This is a genomic window from Alitabrizicola rongguiensis, assembly GCF_021491355.1.
GTDB lineage: Bacteria > Pseudomonadota > Alphaproteobacteria > Rhodobacterales > Rhodobacteraceae > Aliitabrizicola > Aliitabrizicola rongguiensis.
In genome coordinates this window covers 502,086-523,084 of record NZ_JAKENF010000003.1, presented here as the reverse complement: position 1 = coordinate 523,084, position 20,999 = coordinate 502,086, and the positions used below count along the sequence as shown (strand labels likewise).

General features: G+C 64.7%; 20 protein-coding genes and 1 tRNA gene. 8 read left to right on the top strand and 13 right to left on the bottom strand.

The genetic code is table 11. The features are described from left to right. Position 1: 1 nt before the first annotated feature. Entirely contained in the window at positions 2-1,096 is a 1,095-nt protein-coding gene (locus L0V05_RS14030; protein ID WP_234871492.1) for a M20/M25/M40 family metallo-hydrolase, read from the bottom strand. Continuing rightward, positions 1,093-1,896 (bottom strand): BtpA/SgcQ family protein, encoded by an 804-nt coding sequence (locus L0V05_RS14025; RefSeq protein WP_234871490.1) that lies wholly within the window; start codon positions 1,894-1,896, stop codon positions 1,093-1,095. The genes L0V05_RS14030 and L0V05_RS14025 overlap by 4 nt, the downstream gene beginning before the upstream one ends. Before the next feature lie 106 nt (positions 1,897-2,002). On the opposite strand from L0V05_RS14025, the gene L0V05_RS14020 reads away from it, so the two are divergent. Further along, positions 2,003-3,031: an aldo/keto reductase gene (locus tag L0V05_RS14020; RefSeq protein ID WP_234871489.1), complete on the top strand. Its 1,029-nt coding sequence runs from the start codon at positions 2,003-2,005 to the stop codon at positions 3,029-3,031. Between the two features lie 15 nt (positions 3,032-3,046). Beyond that, a complete protein-coding gene (locus L0V05_RS14015; RefSeq protein WP_234871487.1) occupies positions 3,047-3,880 on the top strand; it encodes an amidohydrolase family protein in 834 nt (277 codons plus the stop codon). Here the strand turns inward: L0V05_RS14015 and L0V05_RS14010 are convergent. Beyond that, complete coding sequence (locus tag L0V05_RS14010; protein WP_234871485.1) at positions 3,868-4,614, bottom strand: GntR family transcriptional regulator; 747 nt, start codon at positions 4,612-4,614, stop codon at positions 3,868-3,870. The genes L0V05_RS14015 and L0V05_RS14010 overlap by 13 nt on opposite strands. A gap of 83 nt (positions 4,615-4,697) precedes the next feature. Between L0V05_RS14010 and L0V05_RS14005 the strand changes: the two genes are divergently transcribed. The 3 genes from L0V05_RS14005 to L0V05_RS13995 are packed head-to-tail and all read left to right on the top strand — an operon-like array spanning position 4,698 to position 7,838. Next, entirely contained in the window at positions 4,698-6,236 is a 1,539-nt protein-coding gene (locus L0V05_RS14005; RefSeq protein WP_234871483.1) for a UxaA family hydrolase, read from the top strand. Between the two features lie 10 nt (positions 6,237-6,246). Next, positions 6,247-6,981, top strand: a complete 735-nt coding sequence (locus L0V05_RS14000) for an SDR family oxidoreductase (RefSeq protein WP_234871482.1) — start codon at positions 6,247-6,249, stop codon at positions 6,979-6,981. Positions 6,982-6,989: 8 nt separating this feature from the next. Beyond that, positions 6,990-7,838 carry a fumarylacetoacetate hydrolase family protein gene (locus L0V05_RS13995; RefSeq protein WP_234871480.1) on the top strand — a complete coding sequence of 283 codons (849 nt, stop codon included), beginning with the start codon at positions 6,990-6,992 and terminating at the stop codon, positions 7,836-7,838. Between the two features lie 31 nt (positions 7,839-7,869). Here L0V05_RS13995 and L0V05_RS13990 read toward each other — a convergent pair whose 3' ends face one another. Next, entirely contained in the window at positions 7,870-9,816 is a 1,947-nt protein-coding gene (locus tag L0V05_RS13990) for a DUF2264 domain-containing protein (protein ID WP_234871478.1), read from the bottom strand. 386 nt (positions 9,817-10,202) lie between these two features. Here L0V05_RS13990 and L0V05_RS13985 point away from each other — a divergent pair, with 386 nt between their 5' ends. From L0V05_RS13985 to L0V05_RS13975, 3 genes are all read left to right on the top strand, one after another. After that, positions 10,203-11,021: a class I SAM-dependent methyltransferase gene (locus L0V05_RS13985; RefSeq protein WP_234871476.1), complete on the top strand. Its 819-nt coding sequence runs from the start codon at positions 10,203-10,205 to the stop codon at positions 11,019-11,021. A 286-nt stretch (positions 11,022-11,307) separates the two neighbouring features. After that, positions 11,308-11,871, top strand: a complete 564-nt coding sequence (locus L0V05_RS13980; RefSeq protein WP_234871474.1) for a sugar O-acetyltransferase — start codon at positions 11,308-11,310, stop codon at positions 11,869-11,871. Between the two features lie 587 nt (positions 11,872-12,458). Further along, the gene (locus L0V05_RS13975; protein WP_234871472.1) at positions 12,459-12,611 is read left to right on the top strand and encodes a hypothetical protein; all 153 of its coding nucleotides are present in this window, start codon (positions 12,459-12,461) and stop codon (positions 12,609-12,611) included. A gap of 214 nt (positions 12,612-12,825) precedes the next feature. Here the strand turns inward: L0V05_RS13975 and L0V05_RS13970 are convergent. The 9 genes from L0V05_RS13970 to L0V05_RS13930 form a co-directional block, all read right to left on the bottom strand. Further along, a tRNA-Arg gene (locus L0V05_RS13970) sits at positions 12,826-12,902 on the bottom strand. Positions 12,903-12,963: 61 nt separating this feature from the next. After that, positions 12,964-13,836, bottom strand: a complete 873-nt coding sequence (locus L0V05_RS13965; protein WP_234871470.1) for an SMP-30/gluconolactonase/LRE family protein — start codon at positions 13,834-13,836, stop codon at positions 12,964-12,966. A gap of 69 nt (positions 13,837-13,905) precedes the next feature. Then, positions 13,906-15,126 carry a cysteine desulfurase gene (locus L0V05_RS13960; protein WP_234872199.1) on the bottom strand — a complete coding sequence of 407 codons (1,221 nt, stop codon included), beginning with the start codon at positions 15,124-15,126 and terminating at the stop codon, positions 13,906-13,908. Positions 15,127-15,128: 2 nt separating this feature from the next. After that, on the bottom strand, positions 15,129-15,722 hold the full coding sequence (locus tag L0V05_RS13955) for a Yip1 family protein (protein ID WP_234871468.1): 594 nt from the start codon (positions 15,720-15,722) through the stop codon (positions 15,129-15,131). Then, complete coding sequence (locus tag L0V05_RS13950) at positions 15,722-16,201, bottom strand: YIP1 family protein (protein WP_234871466.1); 480 nt, start codon at positions 16,199-16,201, stop codon at positions 15,722-15,724. The genes L0V05_RS13955 and L0V05_RS13950 overlap by 1 nt, the downstream gene beginning before the upstream one ends. Positions 16,202-16,212: 11 nt before the next feature. Beyond that, positions 16,213-17,493 (bottom strand): SufB/SufD family protein, encoded by a 1,281-nt coding sequence (locus L0V05_RS13945; RefSeq protein WP_234871464.1) that lies wholly within the window; start codon positions 17,491-17,493, stop codon positions 16,213-16,215. Then, positions 17,493-18,248, bottom strand: coding sequence for a Fe-S cluster assembly ATPase SufC (sufC, locus tag L0V05_RS13940; protein ID WP_234871462.1), 756 nt, complete (start codon positions 18,246-18,248; stop codon positions 17,493-17,495). The genes L0V05_RS13945 and sufC overlap by 1 nt, the downstream gene beginning before the upstream one ends. A 55-nt stretch (positions 18,249-18,303) precedes the next feature. Further along, positions 18,304-19,821, bottom strand: coding sequence for a Fe-S cluster assembly protein SufB (sufB, locus tag L0V05_RS13935; protein WP_234871460.1), 1,518 nt, complete (start codon positions 19,819-19,821; stop codon positions 18,304-18,306). Positions 19,822-19,871: 50 nt separating this feature from the next. Beyond that, positions 19,872-20,921 (bottom strand): cysteine desulfurase family protein, encoded by a 1,050-nt coding sequence (locus tag L0V05_RS13930; protein ID WP_234871458.1) that lies wholly within the window; start codon positions 20,919-20,921, stop codon positions 19,872-19,874. Between the last annotated feature and the right edge of the window lie 78 nt (positions 20,922-20,999).

The following is a 20,999-nucleotide window of genomic DNA, read 5'->3' as shown; positions in this document are numbered from 1 at the left end:
CCTAACCATCTCTCTCCAGACGAAAATCCGGGTCAATGCGCGCAACGCCGGCCAGGATCAGTTGCGTCAGTCCGACAAGATCGCCAAGGTCGCAGCATTCCACCGCCGAATGGGAATGCCGCATCGGGAAGCCCAGATCGAGGCTTGCGACACCCTCGCCAACGAGCTGGACATAGGACAGATCCGTCAGGACCCCCACCTGCGCCGAGCGCTGAAGCGGCAGACCCTCGCCCGCAGCCGCAGCCTCGAACAGTCGCACCAGTCCCGGATGCGGAACGACCCCGTTAAGCGTGCCGCGTCCGTGGAAGGAGTAAAGGCTGATCCCAGGCCCGCCGCCCATTACCATCTCGCCCCGGTCGGCCATGTCGGGCGTGTCGGTCGCGAGCATCAGGTCGATCTGCAGGGCGATGTCGGGCTTCAACACCTGCGCCGCCACCACAGCGCCGCGCAGGTTGAATTCTTCCTGCACCGAAAAAACCAGATGCACTGTCGGTCCGCCCTTGCGCCCTGCCAGCACGCGCGCCACTTCGAGCAACACCGCGCAGCCTGCCCGGTCATCGACCGAAGTCCCGGCAATGCGGTCGCCCGCCAGAGGCAGGACCTGAGGGCGATAGACGACCGGGGTTCCGATGGTGATGCCTGCCGCTTCCACCGCCGCCTTGCTGCCATGGCCGGTGTCGATGCGGATCTCGGGGGCGGTCAGAACCTTGTATTTCTCCTCGGGCGTCGTCGCGTGGTGGGCCTTGTTCATGATGATGCCCGGCACGTCGCGCCCAGGCCCGACACAGAGAAGGACCGGCTGCGCCGCCATCGCGCGTTCGGAAACGCCGCCCATCCGCTCGACGCGGATAAGTCCATCCGATTCGACCTTGCGGACGAAAAAACCCAATTGATCCATATGGGTAAAGATCATCACCGAGGGCGCCGCGGGATCGCCCGGCAGTGTCGCGATCACGTTGCCCAGCCGGTCCACACGCGAACCGATCCCTGCCTCGGCCAGCCCTTCGCGAATGCGGGCCGCGACGCGCTCCTCGTGCCCAGAGAGGCCGGGGATGAGCATCAGCTCCGTCAGGTCCCGTCGCAGCCGTTCTTTCACCTGACCGCCCTCACCCGCGCCATGAAGTCCTTCGCCCGCTCGGGATCGACCGCGTTCCAGGTATGGCCGTCGACTTTGAGCGCCGAACCGACGATGCAGCCATCGGCCACTCGCAGCACGTCGGCCACCGTGGCATGCTTTACCCCGGTATTGGCCAGCACCGGCGTGTCGGGCAGAACGCGTTTCACTCCCTCCAGATCCGACAATTCCGCAGCTTCGCCAGTGATCTGGCCAGAGACGAGCACCGCATCGGGGATCGAGGAGAAGACCGCGCTGCGTGCCCGGTCAGGCAAGGGCCGCTGGTCGAGGCTGTCGGCGAATTCGGCCGAGACATTGTAAAGCATCGCCAGATCGCCCCGCCCGACCCGTGTGCGGTAGCGGAGTGCCGCGCCCGCATCGGGGGTCCATGGCCCCATGTCGCTTGCATAGGTGCCGGTAAAGATCTCGCGCACGAAACTCGCCCCCGTCGCGGCGGCCAAAGCCACCGAACTCATCGGGTCCCACAGCACGTTCACGCCAAAGGGCACGGCGATCTCGGGCCGGAGCCTTCCGATCACATAGGCCATGGTCGCGGTCGAGGCGGTATCGACCTTGAACTCGTAGGGCCGGTCATTCTCGTTACCGAACATCACCGCATCGAAGCCCGCGGCCTGAAGCGCGTGCAGGTCTGCGCGCGCGCCCTCGACCAGCCCTTCAAGCCCGGCCGCCGAATCGAACAGCGGCGCCCCCGGCAGCGCGCCAAGATGCACCATGGCGATCACCGGCTTGCCGGGCCCGAAGACACGTCTGAAATTGCTCACTTTTCCTCCCCCGGAGCCACAGGCCCCCGTGCACCGACACTAGACGCGAAGCGGGTGCACACCAAGAGAAATCATACTAGCATGTCAGTGGAAGAGGGAGGATTTGATGGCTCTGACGACAAGACACTGGGACCGGATCGGCAACGGAGGACTCACCTTCACCACGCTCGGCTTCGGCGCGGCGCCGATCGGCAACCTGTACCGGGCGATCTCGGACGAAGCGGCGGACGAGATCCTGGCGCGCGCCTGGCAGGCAGGCATCCGCTACTTCGATACCGCGCCGCTCTACGGCATGGGCCTGTCCGAGACGCGCCTGAACCGCTTCCTGCGCAGCAAGCCGCGCGAGGACTACGTGATCTCGACCAAGGTCGGACGCCTCCTGCGCACCTGCGCCCCCGGCGAACAGCCCGATGCGATCGGCAAGTTCTTCGACACGCCCGCCCGCAAGGAGGTCTTCGACTACAGCTATGACGGCGTGCTCAAGAGCTTCGAGATCAGCCTGGAGCGGCTGGGGCTCGACCGGGTCGATATCCTCTATGCCCATGACCTCGACATCTATTCGCAGGGCGGCAAGGACAAGATGGATGCCCGGATCGAGGAGTTCATGGCCGGCGGCTACCGCGCGCTTCTTCGCCTGCGCGACGAAGGGGTCATCAAGGCCTTCGGCGCCGGGGTCAACGAATGGGAGCCGTGCCAGATGCTGGCCGAGCGCGGCGATTTCGACATCTTCCTGCTGGCCGGTCCCTATACGCTGCTCGACCAGACGGCGCTCGACAGCTTCCTTCCCCTTGCCCAGTCGCGCGGCATCGGCGTGGTGATCGGCGCACCCTACAATTCAGGCATCCTCGCCACCGGTCCGCGGCCCGGAGCCTTCTACAAATACGCCCCAGCCCCGGATTGGGTGCTGGAGCGCGCAACACGGATCCAGGAGATCTGCGCCCGCCATAACGTGCGGATGGTCGACGCAGCCTTCCAGTTTCCGCTGCGCCATCCAGCGGTCGTGTCCGTGATCCCCGGCGGGCAGGCCGTCACCGAGGTTGACAGCAATGCCGCCGCGGCCGGGGCCAAGATCCCTGACGCGCTCTGGGCGGATTTCCGGGCGGCGGGACTGCTCCATCCCGATGCGCCCGTCTGATCGCGGGAAGCGGACATGCAGATCGACGCCCATCAACATTTCTGGAACCCCGGCCGCGGCGATTACGGCTGGATGCCGAAGGACAACGCGACGCTGAACAGGGTCTGGGGTCCGGCCGATCTCGCCCCGCTTCTGTCACAGGCGGGTGTCGAGCGGACGGTTCTGGTCCAGGCTGCCCCGTCCATAGAAGAAAGCGAATACATGCTGGGCCTCGCCGATGCCGGCGAGATGGTGGCGGGCGTTGTCGGCTGGGTGGATTTCGAGCGCCCCGCCGCTGCGGCCGTCCTGCGACGCCTTGCGGGGCATCCGAAGTTCAAGGGCGTCCGTCCCATGATCCAGGACCTGCCCGACGATGGCTGGATGCACCGGGATGACGTGCAATGGGCCTATCGCGCCCTCATCGAGAACGGCCTGACCTTCGATGCGCTCGGCTTTCCCCGCCATCTCGGGCATTTCCTGACGCTGCTGCGGCGCTACCCCGACCTGCGGGTGGTGATCGACCACTGCATGAAGCCGCAAATCCGCGATCATTCCCTGGCAGCCTTCGCGCACTGGGCCGACGGGATGGCCCGCCTCGCCGGAGAGACCGGGGCCTATTGCAAGTTCTCGGCTCTCGTCACCGAGGCGCGGCCCGACTGGACATTGCAGGACCTCAGACCCTACGTCGACCACATCCTCGCGGTCTTCGGTCCGGAACGGGTGATGTGGGGATCGGACTGGCCGGTCTGTCTGCTGGCGGCCAGCTATGCCAGCTGGCGTCAGGCCGCACTCGATCTGACCGCGCATTTGCCGCAAGCCGCGCGCGACCGGATCTTCGGAGGCACGGCGGCGGAGTTCTATGGCCTCTGAACGGGCTCGGCGAAAAGCTCGGGCTTCTGCTTGGCCGTCTCTTCCAGCAGGCTCACGAGCTGGCGCAGGTGCGTGCGCGTTGCGGCGCGGGCACCGTAGGGTTCGCGCGCCTCGAGCGCGGCGATGATCGCCTTGTGCTCCTTGATCGTCGCCTGAAGGCGGCCCGGCCTTGGCAGGACCAGTTGCCTTGCGCGGTTCACCTGCACCCACAGGGTTTCGGCGATCGGAGCCAGACGGCGAAACCCGGTGAAGGACAGGATCAGCTCATGCATCTGGCTGTCCATCTCGTAAAATCCGGCCTGATCCCCGTCGGCGACCAGCACCTCCTGCACCCGGAGGTTCCGCTTCAGAAGCGCGATCTGCTCGTCGGTGATGGTCTTGGCAACCATCTCGACAGCCGCAAGTTCGAGAGCCTCGCGCAGGAACGCGCCCTCGCGGATCTCCTGCATGGAGAAGCGCGCGACGAAGGTTCCCGCCTGCGGGACGACCTCTACAAGCCCCTCGCCTGCCAGCCGCGCCACGGCCTCGGAGACGGGGGAACGCGAGACCCCCAGACGGTCGCAGATCTCCTGCTTGCGCAGCGCCTCGCCAGGCTTGAATACCAGCGCGATAATGGCCTGCTTGAGCGACAAATAGACCTTCTGTCCCAGAGAGCCCTCGAAGGCCGTCAGGGGAGTCAGCAAGGATTCCGGCTGGATTGGCTCTTGCGTCTCGGGATCATTCACGGGTAGCATGCTAACATGTTAGCCCCTCAGCCCTTCCTGTCAAGTCCTGCCGCCACGTCAGGAACGGCCCTCAGTCCCTGGACAGCTTCAAGATGAACAATCCCCACTCCCAAGCCACGGCCGACATAATCCGGCTTTCGCCCGAGGACAACGTCGTGATCGCCCTACGCGATCTGGGGTCCGGAGTCACCGTGGCCGAGGTTGCTGCGCCGCTGGCAGGCCCGATCTCACGCGGCCACAAGATTGCCATCCGGGCGATTGCCGAAGGGGAGAATGTCCTGCGCTATGGACAGATCATCGGCGTCGCGACCCGGCCGATCGCGGCTGGCGAACATGTCCATACCCACAACCTTGGCATGGGGGCGCATGAGCAGGACTTCGCCTTTTCAACCGAGGTCCGCCCCCTGCCCGCCCCGACCGGGACACGGACCTTCCTGGGCTACCACCGCCCCGATGGTAGCGTGGGCACCCGCAACTACATCGGCATCCTCACCTCGGTGAACTGCTCGGGTTCGGTCGCGCGCTTCATCGCCGAGGCGGTCGAGCGCGAGGGCTGGCTTGCCGACTACCCGAACGTCGATGGCGTCGTGCCGATCGTCCATGGCACAGGCTGCGGCATGTCGGGAAAGGACGAGGGCTATGACACGCTCTTCCGCACGCTGGCCGGCTATGCCCGCAACCCGAACTTCGCCGCGATCCTCCTGGTCGGTCTCGGTTGCGAGGTCATGCAGATCCCCGATCTGGTCGGCCGCGCCCGCATGAAGGAAACCGGAACCTTCCGTTACATGACCATCCAGCAGACGGGAGGGACGCGAAAGACCATCGAACGCGGCCTCGCGATCTTGCGCGAGATGGCCGAAGAGGCGAACAAGGCCGTCCGCCGCCCGGCGGGGCTGGAACACTTGATGATCGGCCTGCAATGCGGTGGTTCGGATGGATATTCCGGGATTACCGCCAATCCGGCGCTTGGCTATGCCTCGGACCTTCTGGTCGCCCATGGCGGGACCACGATCCTGTCGGAAACATCCGAGATCTATGGCGCGGAACATCTTCTGACGCGTCGGGCCGTCACGCCAGAGGTAGGCCAGAAAATCGTAGAGCGCATCCGGTGGTGGGAGGACTATACTTCACGCAATGGTGGAGAAATGGACAACAACCCTTCGCCAGGAAACAAGAAAGGCGGATTGACGACGATCCTAGAAAAGTCGCTCGGCGCCGTCGCCAAAGGTGGGGCTGCGCCGCTGACACAGGTCTACAAGTTTGCCGAACCGATCACAGAGCGCGGCTTTGTCTTCATGGACAGCCCCGGCTACGACCCGACATCGGTCACCGGGCAGATCGCCTCTGGCGCCAACCTGATCGCCTTCACCACCGGGCGCGGGTCCGTGTCGGGCTACAAGCCCACCCCCTGCATCAAGCTTGCCACCAATTCCGAGATGTATGCCCGCATGTCCGAGGACATGGATATCAACTGCGGCGACATCATCACGGACGGAGTGAGCATCGAAGAGAAAGGCCAAGAAATATTTGAGCTTTTCCTGCGGGTCGCCTCCGGGGAAAAGACGAAATCGGAAGAACTCGGCTTCGGCGGCGCGGAATTCGTGCCCTGGGCCATGGGCGCGGTGATGTAGGGAGAACGCCGTGAGACTCAAGGGAAAGACCGCCTTCTGCACCGCCTCGGGCGCGGGCATCGGGCTTGCGACCGCACTCGCCTTCAAGGCCGAAGGCGCGCGGGTGATCGCCACCGACATCTCGGCGACCGCGCTGGAACCGCTGAAGGAAAAAGGGATCGAGGCTCATGTCTTCGACGTGACCGACGGTGCTGCAGTCAGCGCCATGGCCGCCCGCATCGGCGCGATCGATGTCCTGTTCAACTGCGCGGGCTTCGTCCACAGCGGCACGATCCTTGATTGCGACGATGCCGCCTTCGATTTCTCGGTGAACCTGAACACGCGCGCGCTGTATCGGGTGACCAAGGCCTTCCTGCCGGCCATGCTCGACAACGGTGGCGGGTCGATCATCAACATCGCCTCGGCGGTGTCCTCGCTGATCGCGGCACCCAACCGCTTTGTCTACGGTGTCACCAAGGCGGCAACGATCGGGCTGACCAAGTCGGTCGCCGCCGATTTCGTCACCCGCGGCATCCGCTGCAACGCGATCTGCCCCGGCACGGTCGACAGCCCGTCGCTGCGCGGACGCCTTGCCGCGACCGGAGACTACGAGGCGGCGCACAAGGCCTTTGTCGCCCGGCAACCAATGGGTCGCCTGGGTACGGCAGAGGAGATTGCGGCCCTTGCGGTCTATCTGGCAAGCGACGAAAGTGCGTTTGTCACCGGCCAGGCCATCGCAATCGACGGCGGCTGGACCAATACCTGAGGTAACACATGAGACTCTTTCGCTATGGTCCTGTCGGGGCCGAGAAACCTGGTATTCTGGATGCGCGCGGCCATCTCCGCGATCTGTCCGCTCATGTACCGGACATCGCCGGCGAGGTCCTGACGCCCGAAGGGCTTGCGCAGATCCGGGCCCTGAACCCTGAAAGCCTGCCTGTGGTAACCGGTTCGCCCCGGATCGGCCCCTGCGTGGGCCGCGTGGGGAAGTTCATCTGCGTCGGTCTGAACTATGCCGATCACGCGGCGGAGTCGAACCTTGCCGTTCCCCCTGAACCCGTCCTGTTCATGAAGGCGACCTCGGCGATCTGCGGCCCGAACGATGACGTCATCATCCCGCGGAATTCCGTCAAGACCGACTGGGAGGTCGAGCTGGGCGTGGTGATCGGCAAAGGCGGAGTCTATATCGACGAAGCCCATGCGCTGGATCATGTCGCGGGGTATTGCGTCATCAACGACGTCTCCGAGCGCGCCTTCCAGATCGAACGTGCGGGGCAATGGGTCAAGGGCAAGTCGGCCGATACCTTCGGACCGACCGGCCCGTGGCTGGTGACCGCCGACGAGGTGCCCGATCCGCAGAACCTGAAGATGTGGCTCGAGGTCGACGGGCAGAAATGCCAGGATGGCTCGACCAAGACGATGGTCTACGGCGTGCGCCACCTTGTCCATTACATCAGCCAGTTCATGTCGCTGCAGCCCGGCGACATCATCTCGACCGGGACCCCGCCCGGCGTCGGCATGGGCCGCAAGCCCGAGCCGGTCTATCTGAAGCCCGGCCAGGTGATGACCCTTGGCATCGAAGGGCTGGGTGAACAGCGACAGGTCACGCGCGCGGCGCAGTGATCCGCAGACTGACCAGCCGACTGACCGTCAGTTAGACCTCGCGGACCTCGCGCGCGGCGCGCAACAGCGCCGCGCGGACCCGTGGAATCCAGCCCGCCGGGCGCCCGGCCCGTGCGCCGGTTTCGGCCAGGATCCTGAGCATCGCCTCGGACAGGTCCGGCTCGGGCACGGCCGCCGCCGGATCGATCGCGCCATAGGCAGCTGTCAGCAGCCAATGCGTGCCGGGGCGCAGCATCCCGGCAAGACGCGGAAAGGCGCTGCGCGGCGTGCGGATGTTGACGTTCGGAACGCAAGAGACGACCGATCCCGCCCTTACCCCGCCCAGGTCGCGCAGGATCGACCGGCCCGATAGGGTGCGCAGATCGGCCTCGCCCGGCCCCACCTTCCGCCAGCTTTCGGGCAGCTTTGGCCCGTCGCCGGTCCGGTCAAGCGAAAAGCCACCTTCGGCGACATGCAGGTTCCACAGGCTTTCGATGCGGTGCAGGCGGAAATGCCAGCCCTCGGGTCCGAAATCGAGCCAGCTGTCAATCGTCAGCCGCCCCATCGGTTGCCAGCGCCCCCAGACCAGCCCGCGGTCGATCCCCGCATGAACAATGCCGGCGCGTTCCTGCCAGCGCCGCCCGTCCAGCGAGATCATCAACCCTGAATCGACCGCACTGCGATCGGGAAGGTCCGGCACGGTCACCTCGCCCGGAACCGAAAAGCCGAAGGCCGCGGAATAGGCGAAGCGGCCATATTTCGCGCCCTTCTGGCGGAAATGGGTGCCGTTCTGGCCGCCGGTGAGCATCACCGCGTCCCCTGCCCCGCGCCTCAGCCGCATCCCCGCGACCGGGGCCGTGACCGTACCATCGGGCAACGCCTCGGCCGGTTCTTCTTCGGCCTGCCAGAACGGGTGGGTCTCGGGAAGGGCCAGCACCAGGAACGGCTTCATCGCCCAATAGGGCGAGCCGGGCGCGTTGTAGACCTCACTCGCCATCCCGCCGGGATAGCTGTAGCCGACGGTCAGCACCCCGTTGCGGTCGGCGATGGGCTGGGTCGCCCACCAGCGCAGATGGCGCAGGAGTAGCCCCTTGATCCGCGGCCAGGGCAGAACCTCCTCCCCGGCAAAGGCAGCAGCCGACCAGAACGCGCCCTGCGCCATGCGATAGGTCATCGATCGGCCGAAGGGAATGGCGGCGCCATTTGGCGCGAACCAGTAGTCGAAGGTCCCGGCAAAGTCGCGCGCCCTTTGCCGGGCGCGGGCGGCGTGCTCGGGAAAGGCGTCGCCCGCGCATTGCGCCATGATGAGACCGTAAAAATGGAAGGCCATCGGCGTGTAGTAGTCGATCTGCCGCGATTTCCCGTCGCGGAAACAGCCCTCGCCCGCATACCAATGGTCGATCCGGTCCAGCGCGGCGCGCGTGGCCTCGGGGTCCCAGTCGCGCCCGATCGAGCGCAGCGCCAAATTCACCAGCACCCGGAACCACAGCCAATTGTTGTCGACGACGCTGTGGCGGTTGATCTGCGCCAGCCACTCGGCGAGCTGCGTCTGGCCCTCGGGCGGCAGGGGATGCCAGAAGGTCGTAGGCGACAGAAGGATCGCCGAGGCCAGCGCGGCCATCTCGACGAAGATCTGGCCATTGGGAAAGACCTGCCCCCAATAGCCGGGTTGCCCCGGCGTCGTTCCCAGCAGGATGGCCTGACGCATGCGGTCAAGATCGGCAAACTCGCCGCCGCCCGCCACCAGCGGCGCCAGTCCCCAGAGCGGGCGCAACATCGCCTCGCAGGCCGCGGCCTCATAGTCGAACTTGGCGCCGGCGACGCCAAGGACAAGCCGTGTCCCATCTTCGGAAAAGATGCGGCTCAGAGGGGCCCAAAGATCGCCGACCGCGCGGGCCAGATCGGCCCGGCAGCGAAGCGGGTTGCCGTGGAGCGGGTTGGCGGCCACAAGCTGGCGGACGGTCGGACTGGCCTCCCAGGCCGAACTTGGAGTCTGCATCGGCTTCCCTGTTCTTTCAATGTCGGCCCGCGCGGCACTGTGGCAGGACCGCAGTCTTGCCGCAGGTTTAGCCGATGCGACCCCGAGCGCCAGAGCCAACTCGGCGCGACATCGGCTTCTCCCGTCGATCGGCGGAAATCCGGGCAGTGGCGCACAGGAACGCGGCACCCGGTCCGGTTCGCGGCGCGGAAAAAACACGGATGCCGGCAGGTTTCTACCGCCCGGCGACGTCCAGCCAGGGAAGCCACCGGATGCAACGAGCAGGGATCAACGTCGTCGCCCGCGACGAAGCAGTTCCCAGATCGCCCTGAAGATGCGATCATGCTCCCGGAACAAGGGATCTGCAGGCTGGAACGCCTGGCGGGCGACTTGGAGGAGGGACGGCTGTGTCTGAAGATGTGGCAAGTCACTACAGCAGCGACAGCGATCTTACCGGCGTGATTGCGGACAGCCTGCGCAGAGCCGGCAAGGACATGGACAGGCTCACGACGGCCGATCTCGCGACGGTCGACGAGTTTCACATCCGCGGCCGCAAGGCGACACTCGAGTTGGCGGAATTCCTGCAGCTTGGGCCGACCTCGCGCGTGCTGGATATCGGCAGCGGTCTGGGAGGACCCGCACGAACGTTGGCCGAGTCCTTTGGCTGCCATGTGACGGGCATCGATATCACTCAGGCGTTCTGTGATGCCGCGACCGCACTCAGCGGCTGGGTCGGCCTGTCTGACCGCGTCAACTTCCGGCAAGGCGATGCGACCCGGCTGCCATTTGGCGATGCCGAGTTTGACGCCGCCATGACCATACATGTGGCCATGAACATTGCGGCCAAGGATCGGATGTATGCGGAAGCCAAACGCATCCTGAAACCGGGTGGTCGCTTCGTTGTCTATGACGTGCTTCAGGGCGAAGGTGGGGACGTCCTGTATCCGGTCCCCTGGGCGCGAGAGCCCTCCATCAGCCATCTCGCTACGCCTGACGCCGTGACCGCGCTTCTTTCGAATGCCGGTTTCACCATTCTCCAGGTAGAGGACTCGACGGAAGAAGGGCAGCTCTGGTTCGAGGAGGTGGCCAAGCGCATGGCGATCGCGGCCCCGGCAGTCACGTTCCAGGCTTTCCTCGGAAATGACTTCCCCGCCATGGCGCGAAATCAGGTGATCAATCTTCGGGAGCGCCGCATCCGCACAGCCAGCTACGTTTGCGAGGCTTGACGACAGCGGGAGGACATCAGCCTTCAGGGCTGTCGCACGGAAATCCTTCTTAAGTAGAGGGATACTGCCGCACGCCAAGAGATAAAACCGGAAACCGCTATGTTATTGCGGCATAATTAGAATTTCGAGACCTTACATTTGGTGCGGCTCTTCTTTGTGAAGCGCCGTCGGAAAACGCGGCAAACAGTGAGAAGAACTTTCTGCCGGCGTCGGTCTTTTTCGGCTATAGTCTCTCTTCAGAACCTTGACTGCGAGTGCCCCGCGCCGCTGCTAAGTGACCACACAGATGACAGTCCTCCATTCGCCTCCCGCAGCGTTGGCCGAAGTGGCCGACGGACGCTGGTATTCCTGCATGACGCCCGAGTTGGCGGCGCTTCGCGATGTCGCACGGCACGCATGCTGGCGGCACACCACCATGGAGCCAGCCAAACGTGGCCCCTGTGCGCCGGAACTCGCAGCACTATTCGCCGCTATCGGTGAGGGCGTCTTCATCGAGGCCCCCTTCCACACCGCCTATGGCCGGAACCTCTCGCTTGGCGAGCAAGTCTATATCAATGCAGGCTGCGTCATCCTCGACTCGGCACCTGTCGGGATCGGGCGGCGGACGATGCTCGGACCGGCAGTGCATATCTACTGCGCCGACCATGCCCATGGGCTCGATGAGCGGCGCCGTGGTTTGGAGCGGGCGTTGCCAGTCAGCATCGGCGAAGATGTATGGATCGGTGGCGGTGCGATTCTTCTGCCAGGCGTAACTGTGGGTGACGGAGCCATCGTCGGCGCGGGCGCTGTCGTCACTCGCAATGTGGCTGCGGGTTCGCGAGTGGTGGGCAATCCGGCACGGCCGATCTGACGCGCCCTGTCTTGATCTGCGTTGGTCGAGCACCGGACACAGGCGCCCGGCCTCGTTCCCGAACGGCAGGAAGATTGGCGCGCCCGACAGGCAGCCACAGCGAAAATCGAATGCTCCGGCAGCCATATATTTCAACGGGTTGCACGAAGTGGCCTTCCCCGGGGTGGACCTTGAGGGGACCCGAATGTGGACCTGAAGTCAATCGACCCGTCGGCGACTGCGGAAAAAACTTCGCGAAGCTATGTGGATAACTGATTCCCGAATGGGTGTTCAGGAGCAGATCGGCTGGGCTGAGCTTCTATATCTTGTGCCGCACGACGCTCGCACAACTAGAAATACCCACTCGTTGGGACACTCCACCGGGATTTCCACCAGTTTTCGCACAGAGTTATCAGGCATTGACGAATTTCTGGACGACCCACAGATTGGTCGAGCAGCCGTTAACCACACCACATCTAGTGTTGGTCCCCGGCTGCTCTGATGGGTGTCGTCTCAAGGTCCGCAACTTGATTTCTGACACAGCCTCGACCATCGGGCAACGCAAAATCGGACCTAGCGAGGGGGACCGACGCAGAAGGACGCAGAAGGTGAAGGACCCTCCCCCCTCCATCAAATTGCGCCTGACAGCGAAAGACCACGGCCTTGAGGCAGAAGGCAATGGACGGTTCGGCATCATCGCCATCGTCCTCGTTCTTTTCGTCTTCATCTTCGTGGGTCTGTTCGCACTCTGGCTTCAGTGAAGGGTCCCGGCGGCGAGTATGTCGCCGGGCACCACTGTTGACCCCTTGGCCGGACTATCAGGTCTCCTTCTATCAGATAGAAGTGAAGGCAAAGCTGCAAAGGGCCGCTCTCATCTCCTGCAACCTGATCGCGGGACTTCGGCACACAGAGAAGATCACCAGAGGTCGAACTCCTGTTGTTCTCTCGGGAGAGGGAGGAGTGCGGCAGGAAGATTGGCGCACCCGACACGATTCGAACGTGTGGCCTTTGCCTTCGGAGGGCAACGCTCTATCCAGCTGAGCTACGGGTGCGTGCGGCGGTCTATAACTTGGGGCGCGCGAGGCTGCAACCGGCTTTCTCGCGCGCGACCTGTCAGGGCAGTGACACGGCGTAGACCTTGCCCTCGTAAGGGGCACCGTCCTTGTTGTCGACGGCCGTCACGTACATCGTCTTGCCGTCGGCGCTGAAGGCAAGGTTCGGCGCCGCCTTGGACGGGACCTCGTGCCGCGTCACGAGCTTGCCGTCAGGAGCGACTTCAAGGATCGCGCCCGTGCTGTAGAGGCCGACGAAGAAATTGCCGTTCGGGCCGAGCTTGATGCCGTCAGGATAGACGTCCGACGCCTCGCCGAGCTGATAGTAGCGGTCGAAAAGCCGACGGTCCGACAGCGAGCCATCGGCGCCTACCGCGAAGGAGATGGTACGGCCCGCCTCGGATTCATTCACATACAACCGGCCATCCGGACCAAGGACGATGCCATTGGCATAATGCAGGTCGTTGGCGACCTCGCTCAGCGTCCCGTCGGCGGCAAGATGCACGACCCGACCGACAATCGGCCCGGCTTCCCAGGGGCCCGACATCGTGAACCAGGCACCGCCCTTGCCATCCGGAGCGCCGTCGTTGGGCCCCTGAAGCGCCGCGCCGCCGGCATCGGCATAGGTCCGGACCGTTGCGCCATCCGCAGAGATCACCACCAACTGTCCCGAGTCGTAGCAGGTGATGCCATAGCCCTCGGCAAGAGGCACCACCGCCGAGGGGCCGCAGCCATCCTGCTTCCACAGAGTTGTGATCTGGGAGCCGTCCCAGACCTTCACGTCGTTTCCGGCGTATTCGGCGTAGAGGAGCTTGTCCGCCACCACCACCGGCCCTTCGGGGAACAAGGCATTTGGATCCACCACCGCCGGATCGGCAAGTGCCTGGATCGGAATCGAGCAGGTCAACAGCACGCAGATCGTCGTCAGTCGCATCGTCACCTCCCTGGCTTTCTGCGAAGCCTAGGCCCGTGACCTGCACCGTGGCAATGCCGCTTGTTCCTCTCAGCCAAAGAGGTCGTGGCAAAGCTCCAGTGCCGAGACCAGCGCATCCACTTCCTCGACCGTGTTGTAGAGCCCGAAGGACGCGCGGCAGGTGGCGCCGACGCCCAGGCTCTGCATCAGCGGCATCGCGCAATGGGTGCCGGCGCGCACGGCGATCCCGCGCTGATCGAGGACGGTCGAGATGTCATGGGCATGGGCCGCGCCCTGCAACGTGAAGGAGAAGATCGCGCCCTTCCCCTCCGACTGGCCCTGCACGTTGAGCCAGTTCAGCCCGGCGAGCCGCGCGCGGGCATAGTCACGAAGGGTCCGCTCATGGGCGGCGACATTCTCCATGCCGAGCGCGGTCAGATAGTCGAGCGCCACGCCAAGCCCGATCTGCTGGACGATGCCGGGTGTGCCGGCCTCGAACTTCATCGGCGGATCGGCCCAAGTGACCATGTCGCGGGTGACCTCGCGGATCATGTCGCCGCCGCCGAGGAACGGGCGCATCTCGGCCTGACGGTCCGCCCGGATGTAGATGGCGCCGGACCCGCTCGGCCCGTAGAGCTTGTGGCCGGTGATTGCGTAGAAATCGCAGCCGATCGCCTGGACATCGACCGGCATGTGCACCGCCGCCTGGCTGCCATCGACCAGCACCGGAACGCCCTTCTCGCGGGCGCCTCGGCAGATCGCCTCGACATCGACCTTGGTGCCGAGCACATTCGACATATGGGTGACGGCGACGAGTTTCGTCCGCGGCCCGATTGCATCGATCACCGCCTGCGGGTCAAGATCGCCCTTCGCGTCCACCTCGACCCATTTCAGCACCACGCCCTGCCGGTCGCGCAGGAAGTGCCAGGGCACGATGTTGGCGTGGTGCTCCATGATCGAGAGCACGATCTCGTCCCCGGCCTGAAGCCGCGGGGCGGCCCAGGCGTAGGAAATCAGGTTAATCCCCTCGGTCGTGCCGGTGGTGAAGACGATCTCATCCTCGGATCCGGCGTTCAGGAAGCGGGCAACCTTGCCGCGCACCGCTTCATACTTCTCGGTCGCGAGATTCGAAAGGAAATGCAAGCCACGGTGAACATTGGCATATTCCATGGAATAGGCCTGGGTGATCGCGTCGATCACCACCTGCGGTTTCTGCGCCGAGGCGCCGTTGTCGAGATAGACCAGCGGCTTTCCGTTCACCTGCCGCGACAGGATCGGAAAGTCGCGCCGGATCGCATGGACGTCGTACATGGTCAAGGTCCCATCTCCGGGCCAAGCCCGAACATCAGCAGGATCACCGACAGCACGAAGGCGACGCCGAAGAAGACCAGCACGATGCCGGCCAGAACGGCCAGCCGCGAGGTGAAGCCGTGCAACTCCATCGTGAAACTGGTCAGAAGCCAGAAGAACACCACGACGATGGCAAGACTGGCGATGTCGCCCAGCAGCGGGACGAGGATGAAGGCCAGGATCTGCAGGACCTGCAAGACCAGCATCAGCGCTTGCAGCCAGCAGAACAGGATTAGCGCATCCGGGAAGCTGCCCCGCCCGCCCCGAATGCGGCCCATAAGGAAGATACCGGCGGCACCCGCCACGATGATGAACCCCTGCAACAGCGCCGTAAACAGCGGGCTGCCGGCAAAGGTGGAAACAGGGTCGGCCCCATCCGTCGGCAAAAGCCGCAATGCCACATGGAACAGCACAGCGGAGATCGCGGAAATCGCTCCAACCGCTGTCCAGCGCGCAGCCATCGGCAGGTTCAGCGCCAGAATCCGGCGTGCACCCAACCGCGGGTCTGACAACGTCAACCGCGCTTCGCTCCAGATATCGTCCAGGGACCAAGCCATCAGCCGCGCTCCGCCTCGATCAACCCGAGTATCCATTGCAGGACAAAGACCAGTCCCACCCCTGCCCCGACGAGGGTCAGCGCCGGCCCCTTGCCCATAAATCCCGCCACCAGCCCCTGCAGCAGCATCAGCGGACTGACGGCCAGCAACGCCCAGAACAGGGCCAGCCGCGCGCCCAGCCAGTCGCCCTTGCCGCCGAAGGCGCGTGCCACAAGATGGCTCAGCGCCGCGATGCCATATGCGATGGGCGGGAGCAGGAACACCGCGCCCAGCAGCGCTCCGCCCAGTCGTGCATCCAGCGGAATCGACGGATCCAGATGCGCCGCCCGCGCCAGACCCGGCCATTGCGACACGAAGATCAGCCCGCAGGCCGCCATCAGCACCGCCAGAGCATCGGCTTCCCGCGCGCTATCTAGGCGTCGCCGCAGTACCGCGCGCGGATTGCGCCAGCTTTCGACGATGTCGGTGGTGACGGGCATGAGGTCCGGTCTCAGTATTCGTGGCGCGCGAGCCAGTTTTCCAGCCGCTGGCGGATATCCTCGACGATCAGTTCATCCTCGATCTCGCCAATCGCCTCGGCCAAGAACGCCAGCACCAGAAGTGCCTGCGCCGACCGGAGCGGCACGCCCCGCGACCGCAGGTAGAACAGCGCCGTCTCGTCGATCGCCCCTGACGTCGAGCCATGCGAGCATTTCACGTCGTCGGCATAGATCTCGAGTTCGGGCTTGGCGAGGAACTGACAGTCCTCGTCCAGAAGCAGCGATTGGCTGATCTGATAGCCGTCGGTCTTCTGGGCACCCTGCTTGACCAGGATCTTGCCCTGGAACACGCCGACTGCGCCGTGCTTGAGCACCTTCTTGAACACCTGGCGGCTTTCACAGCGCTCGGCGTCATGGGTGATGAACACGGTGTCGTCGTGGTGGAACGCACCATCGCCCATCGCGGCCCCGGCCACATGGGCCACGCCATCGTCTCCCGCAAGCTCCAGCACGACCTCGTTACGGGTCAGAACGCCGTTTGCCGTCAGGGTGAAGGATTTGAACAGGCTTTCGGCCCCGAGGCGGGCAAAGACATGGGTCGCAGCACGACGCTGATGGTCGCGCCCCTGCACCCGGACATGGTGGAAGCGGGCGCCATCGGCAACCTCGACCTCCATCGCGGTGGTAAAGCGCGCGGCGCCCGGACCGCTTTCCAGAAGCGTCAGTTCCGCCCCCGGGTCGAGCCGGACGCAGTGATGCAGGATCGCATCCGAGGTCTCGGAGTCATGGCGATAGACCAGCGAAACCGGCTTCGCCGCCTTCCCCGTCACCCGGATCAACAGACCGTCGGTGGCAAAGGCCGTGGCGAGCGCCGCAAGCGGCCGCTGCACGGGGGACTGGCCGCGTGCCTCGAGCACGCCGTACAGATCGCGCGCCCAGTGCAGGTCGGGCGCCTGGGAAAGCCGCGTTATCTCGACCCCGGCCAGCGCCGGATCATCCGAAGCAGCGGCATCGAACACGCCATCGACGAAGACCAGCGTGATCCGGTCGATCGCATCGAACACCGGAGGTTCATCGCCCGCGTCGAACAGCGCGGCCGTCGCAGTCCGCGGCTGGATCAGATCGGTCGGGTCAGTGTAGCGCCAGTATTCGTCGCGCTTGCCCGGCAGGCCCATCGACGAAAGCCGCGAAAGGGCCTCCACCCGTGCCGCACCCAGCCAGCCCTCGCGCTCAAAGGACAGTCCGGCGATCCGGGCGGCCAGCGCGTCAACCTTTGCCTGCGGCACCGCCATCAGAGCGTCTCCGCAAGGATGTCGGCATAGCCGTTCTTCTCGACCTCGAGCGCCAGTTCCGGCCCCCCGGTCTTCACGATGCGGCCATCCGCCATGATATGCACGACATCGGGTGCGATATGGTCCAGAAGCCGTTGATAATGCGTGATAACGAGGAAAGCGCGCCCGGCATCGCGCAGCGCGTTCACGCCCTCCGACACAAGTTTCATCGCGTCCACGTCAAGGCCCGAATCCGTCTCGTCGAGGATGCACATCTTCGGCTCGAGCATCGCCATCTGCAGGATCTCGTTGCGCTTCTTCTCCCCGCCCGAGAAGCCGACATTGACCGGGCGCTTCAGCATCTCGGCGTCGATCTTCAGCCGCTTGGCCTTTTCGCGCACGACCTTCAGGAAGTCGCCCGCGCTCATCTCCTCTTCCCCGCGCGCCTTGCGCTGCGCGTTCACCGCGGTGCGCAGGAAGGTCATGTTGCCGACGCCGGGGATCTCGACCGGGTACTGGAAGGCCAGGAACAGCCCAGCCGCCGCCCGCTCTTCCGGCTCAAGCGCCAGCAGGTCTTCGCCGTCGAGCGTGGCCGACCCTTCCGTCACCGCATAGCCCTCGCGGCCCGCCAGAACATAGGAGAGCGTGGACTTGCCCGACCCGTTCGGCCCCATGATCGCATGGACCTTGCCGGCCTCGACCGTCAGGTTGACGCCCTTGAGGATCGGCTTGTCTTCTTCCTCAAGTTTCACGTGCAGGTTCTTGATCTCAAGCATCTTTCTTCCCATCCGATACCGGCGCGGGGCCCTTGGCCGCCTGCGCTGCAATTCCTCAGCCGACCGAGCCTTCCAGGCTGATCGCCACCAGCGCCTGCGCTTCCATGGCGAACTCCATCGGCAGCGTCTGGAGCACGTCCTTGACGAAGCCGTTCACCACCAGCGCCACCGCCTGTTCCTCGTCCATGCCGCGCGAGCGGCAGTAGAACAGCTGGTCCTCGTCCACCTTCGAGGTCGTCGCCTCATGCTCGCAGCGCGAGGAGTTGTTCTTGACCTCGATATAGGGAACCGTGTGCGCCCCGCATTTGTCGCCGATCAGCAGGCTGTCGCACTGGGTGTAGTTGCGGCTGCCCGTCGCGCGCGGATGCATCGAGACGAGGCCCCGATAGGTGTTCTGCGCCCTGCCCGCGCTGATCCCCTTGGAGACGATCCGAGACTTGGTGTTGCGGCCCAGATGGACCATCTTGGTGCCGGTATCGGCCTGCTGGGCGTTGTTGGCGATGGCGATCGAGTAGAATTCGCCTTGGGCCTCCTCGCCCCGCAAGATGCAGGAGGGATATTTCCAGGTGATCGCCGATCCGGTCTCGACCTGTGTCCACATCACTTTCGACCGCGCGCCCCGGCAATCGGCGCGCTTGGTGACGAAGTTGTAGATCCCGCCCCTGCCCTCGGCATCGCCCGGGTACCAGTTCTGGACGGTGGAATACTTCACCTCGGCATCGTCAAGCACCACGATCTCGACCACCGCCGCATGCAATTGGTGGGTATCACGCTTGGGCGCGGTGCAGCCTTCGAGGTAGCTCACGTAAGAGCCTTTTTCGGCGATGATCAGCGTGCGCTCGAACTGGCCGGTATTCTCGGCATTAATGCGGAAATAGGTCGAAAGCTCCATCGGGCAGCGCACGCCCTCGGGGATGTAGACAAAGGACCCGTCCGAGAAGACCGCCGAATTGAGCGTCGCAAAGAAGTTGTCCGATTGCGGCACGACCGAACCGAGATACTTCTTCACCAGCTCAGGATATTCGCGGATCGCCTCGGAAATCGCGCAGAAGATGACGCCGGCCTTCTTCAGCTCTTCCTTGAAGGTCGTCCCGACCGAGACGGAGTCGAACACCGCATCGACCGCGACCTTGCGCGTCTCGGTCCCCTCGACACCGGCCAGAATCATCTGTTCCTTCAGCGGGATGCCGAGCTTTTCGTAGGTGGCCAGCAGCTTCGGATCGACCTCGTCAAGGCTCTTCGGCTTCACCGCCATGCTCTTCGGCTTGGCGAAGTAATACTGGTCCTGATAGTCGATCACGGGATAGTGGAGCATCGCCCACCGCGGCTCTTCCATCTGCACCCAACGGCGATAGGCGGCCAGACGCCAGTCGAGCATCCACTCCGGCTCGCCGTTCTTCTCGCTGATGAGGCGAACGATGTCCTCGTTCACGCCCTTGGGCGCGTATTCGGTCTCGATCTCGGTGTCCCAGCCATACTTGTAGGTCCCGGACATCGCCTTGACGGTCTGGATCGTCTCGCGATCGACGCCTTCCCTCAGGTCGGTCTGTTCTTCGGTTTCGAGCGCGCCCATGCCGCGTTCCTTTCCGTCTCTCCGGCCCCCGGAAGAGCCTGAACCCTCAATCACGACGCTCGCCGCGCCTCGAACCGCCGGTAGGCCGCCTGCCAGGTTTCGGCAAAGCGCATCACCTCGGCCTCCGTCACCCCGGGCCCAAGAGAGATACGCAATGCCGAGGAGGCCTCGGTTTCGTCGTATCCCATCGCCCGCAGCACCCGGCTGGCGCGCACCTTGCCCGAGGAACAGGCCGATCCGGCGGAAACCGCGAAGCCGGCCAGGTCCATCTGCATCACCTGCGTCTCGCCCTTCCAGCCCGGCGAGACGAGGCAAAGCGTGTTGGGCAGGCGTCGCGCGCCTTTTCCGACTGAAATAGTCCTAAATTCCGGAGCCGACAATGCGTCATCTAGAATATTTCTAAATTGCTCGACCGGTTCCCAGGCCCCGTCGGCCAGATCCCGCGCCGCCGCCTCGGCTGCAGCCCCGAAGCCCGCGATGCCGATCAGGTTTTCCGTCCCCGCACGCCGCCCCATCTCCTGCCCCCCGCCCTTCAGCTGCGAGGCAACATCAAGGCCGCGGCGGATCACCAGCGCCCCAACGCCCTTTGGGCCGCCCAGCTTGTGCGCGGACACGAATCCCATCGCGCAGCCCAGCCAGTTGAAGGCAAAGGGGATCTTGCCGAAGGCCTGCGTCAGGTCGCTGACGGCGATCCCCTCGGGCAGGTCCTGGATGACCCCGGTTTCGGAATTGGCCAGTTGCAGCGCGGTTCCGGCGGGGGCCACAACGGCAACGCGACCGTCCCGATCTACGGCGAGGCGCGCATCACACCAGGCACTGACCGCCTCATGTTCGATGTCGGCGCAGACCAGCCCCCGCCCCGCACAGGCGAGCGCCGCCGCCTCGGTCGCGCCCGAGACGAAGACGATGTCCGCCCCCTCGGCGCCAAGCGCCGCTGCCACCTGCATCCGCGCCCGCTCCATCAGCCCCTTGGCCTCGCGGCCTTCGGCATGCACGGAAGAAGGATTGCCCACCACATCCATCGTCGCAACCATTGCCGCCCGCGCCTCGGGGCGCAGCGGCGTCGTCGCGTTCCAGTCAAGATAGACGCGGGGTGCCATTGCCCTGCCCTGTTCCTTCTTCTGTTCCCAAATATCCTCGGGGGTGAATTGGCCGTCAGGCCAAGAGGGGGCAGACAG

What these genes read in the sequence shown, in the direction of transcription:
- L0V05_RS14020 (WP_234871489.1), top strand. Translation starts at nt 2,003, where the DNA reads ATGGCTCTGACGACAAGACACTGGGACCGGATCGGCAACGGAGGACTC.
- L0V05_RS14010 (WP_234871485.1), bottom strand. Translation starts at nt 4,614, where the DNA reads ATGCTACCCGTGAATGATCCCGAGACGCAAGAGCCAATCCAGCCGGAA.
- sufB (WP_234871460.1), bottom strand. Translation starts at nt 19,821, where the DNA reads ATGGGCGCGCTCGAAACCGAAGAACAGACCGACCTGAGGGAAGGCGTC.
- L0V05_RS13930 (WP_234871458.1), bottom strand. Translation starts at nt 20,921, where the DNA reads ATGGCACCCCGCGTCTATCTTGACTGGAACGCGACGACGCCGCTGCGC.
- L0V05_RS13950 (WP_234871466.1), bottom strand. Translation starts at nt 16,201, where the DNA reads ATGCCCGTCACCACCGACATCGTCGAAAGCTGGCGCAATCCGCGCGCG.
- L0V05_RS13945 (WP_234871464.1), bottom strand. Translation starts at nt 17,493, where the DNA reads ATGGCGGTGCCGCAGGCAAAGGTTGACGCGCTGGCCGCCCGGATCGCC.
- L0V05_RS13990 (WP_234871478.1), bottom strand. Translation starts at nt 9,816, where the DNA reads ATGCAGACTCCAAGTTCGGCCTGGGAGGCCAGTCCGACCGTCCGCCAG.
- L0V05_RS13960 (WP_234872199.1), bottom strand. Translation starts at nt 15,126, where the DNA reads ATGTACGACGTCCATGCGATCCGGCGCGACTTTCCGATCCTGTCGCGG.
- L0V05_RS13955 (WP_234871468.1), bottom strand. Translation starts at nt 15,722, where the DNA reads ATGGCTTGGTCCCTGGACGATATCTGGAGCGAAGCGCGGTTGACGTTG.
- L0V05_RS14005 (WP_234871483.1), top strand. Translation starts at nt 4,698, where the DNA reads ATGAACAATCCCCACTCCCAAGCCACGGCCGACATAATCCGGCTTTCG.
- L0V05_RS13980 (WP_234871474.1), top strand. Translation starts at nt 11,308, where the DNA reads ATGACAGTCCTCCATTCGCCTCCCGCAGCGTTGGCCGAAGTGGCCGAC.
- L0V05_RS13965 (WP_234871470.1), bottom strand. Translation starts at nt 13,836, where the DNA reads ATGCGACTGACGACGATCTGCGTGCTGTTGACCTGCTCGATTCCGATC.
- L0V05_RS14015 (WP_234871487.1), top strand. Translation starts at nt 3,047, where the DNA reads ATGCAGATCGACGCCCATCAACATTTCTGGAACCCCGGCCGCGGCGAT.
- L0V05_RS13995 (WP_234871480.1), top strand. Translation starts at nt 6,990, where the DNA reads ATGAGACTCTTTCGCTATGGTCCTGTCGGGGCCGAGAAACCTGGTATT.
- sufC (WP_234871462.1), bottom strand. Translation starts at nt 18,248, where the DNA reads ATGCTTGAGATCAAGAACCTGCACGTGAAACTTGAGGAAGAAGACAAG.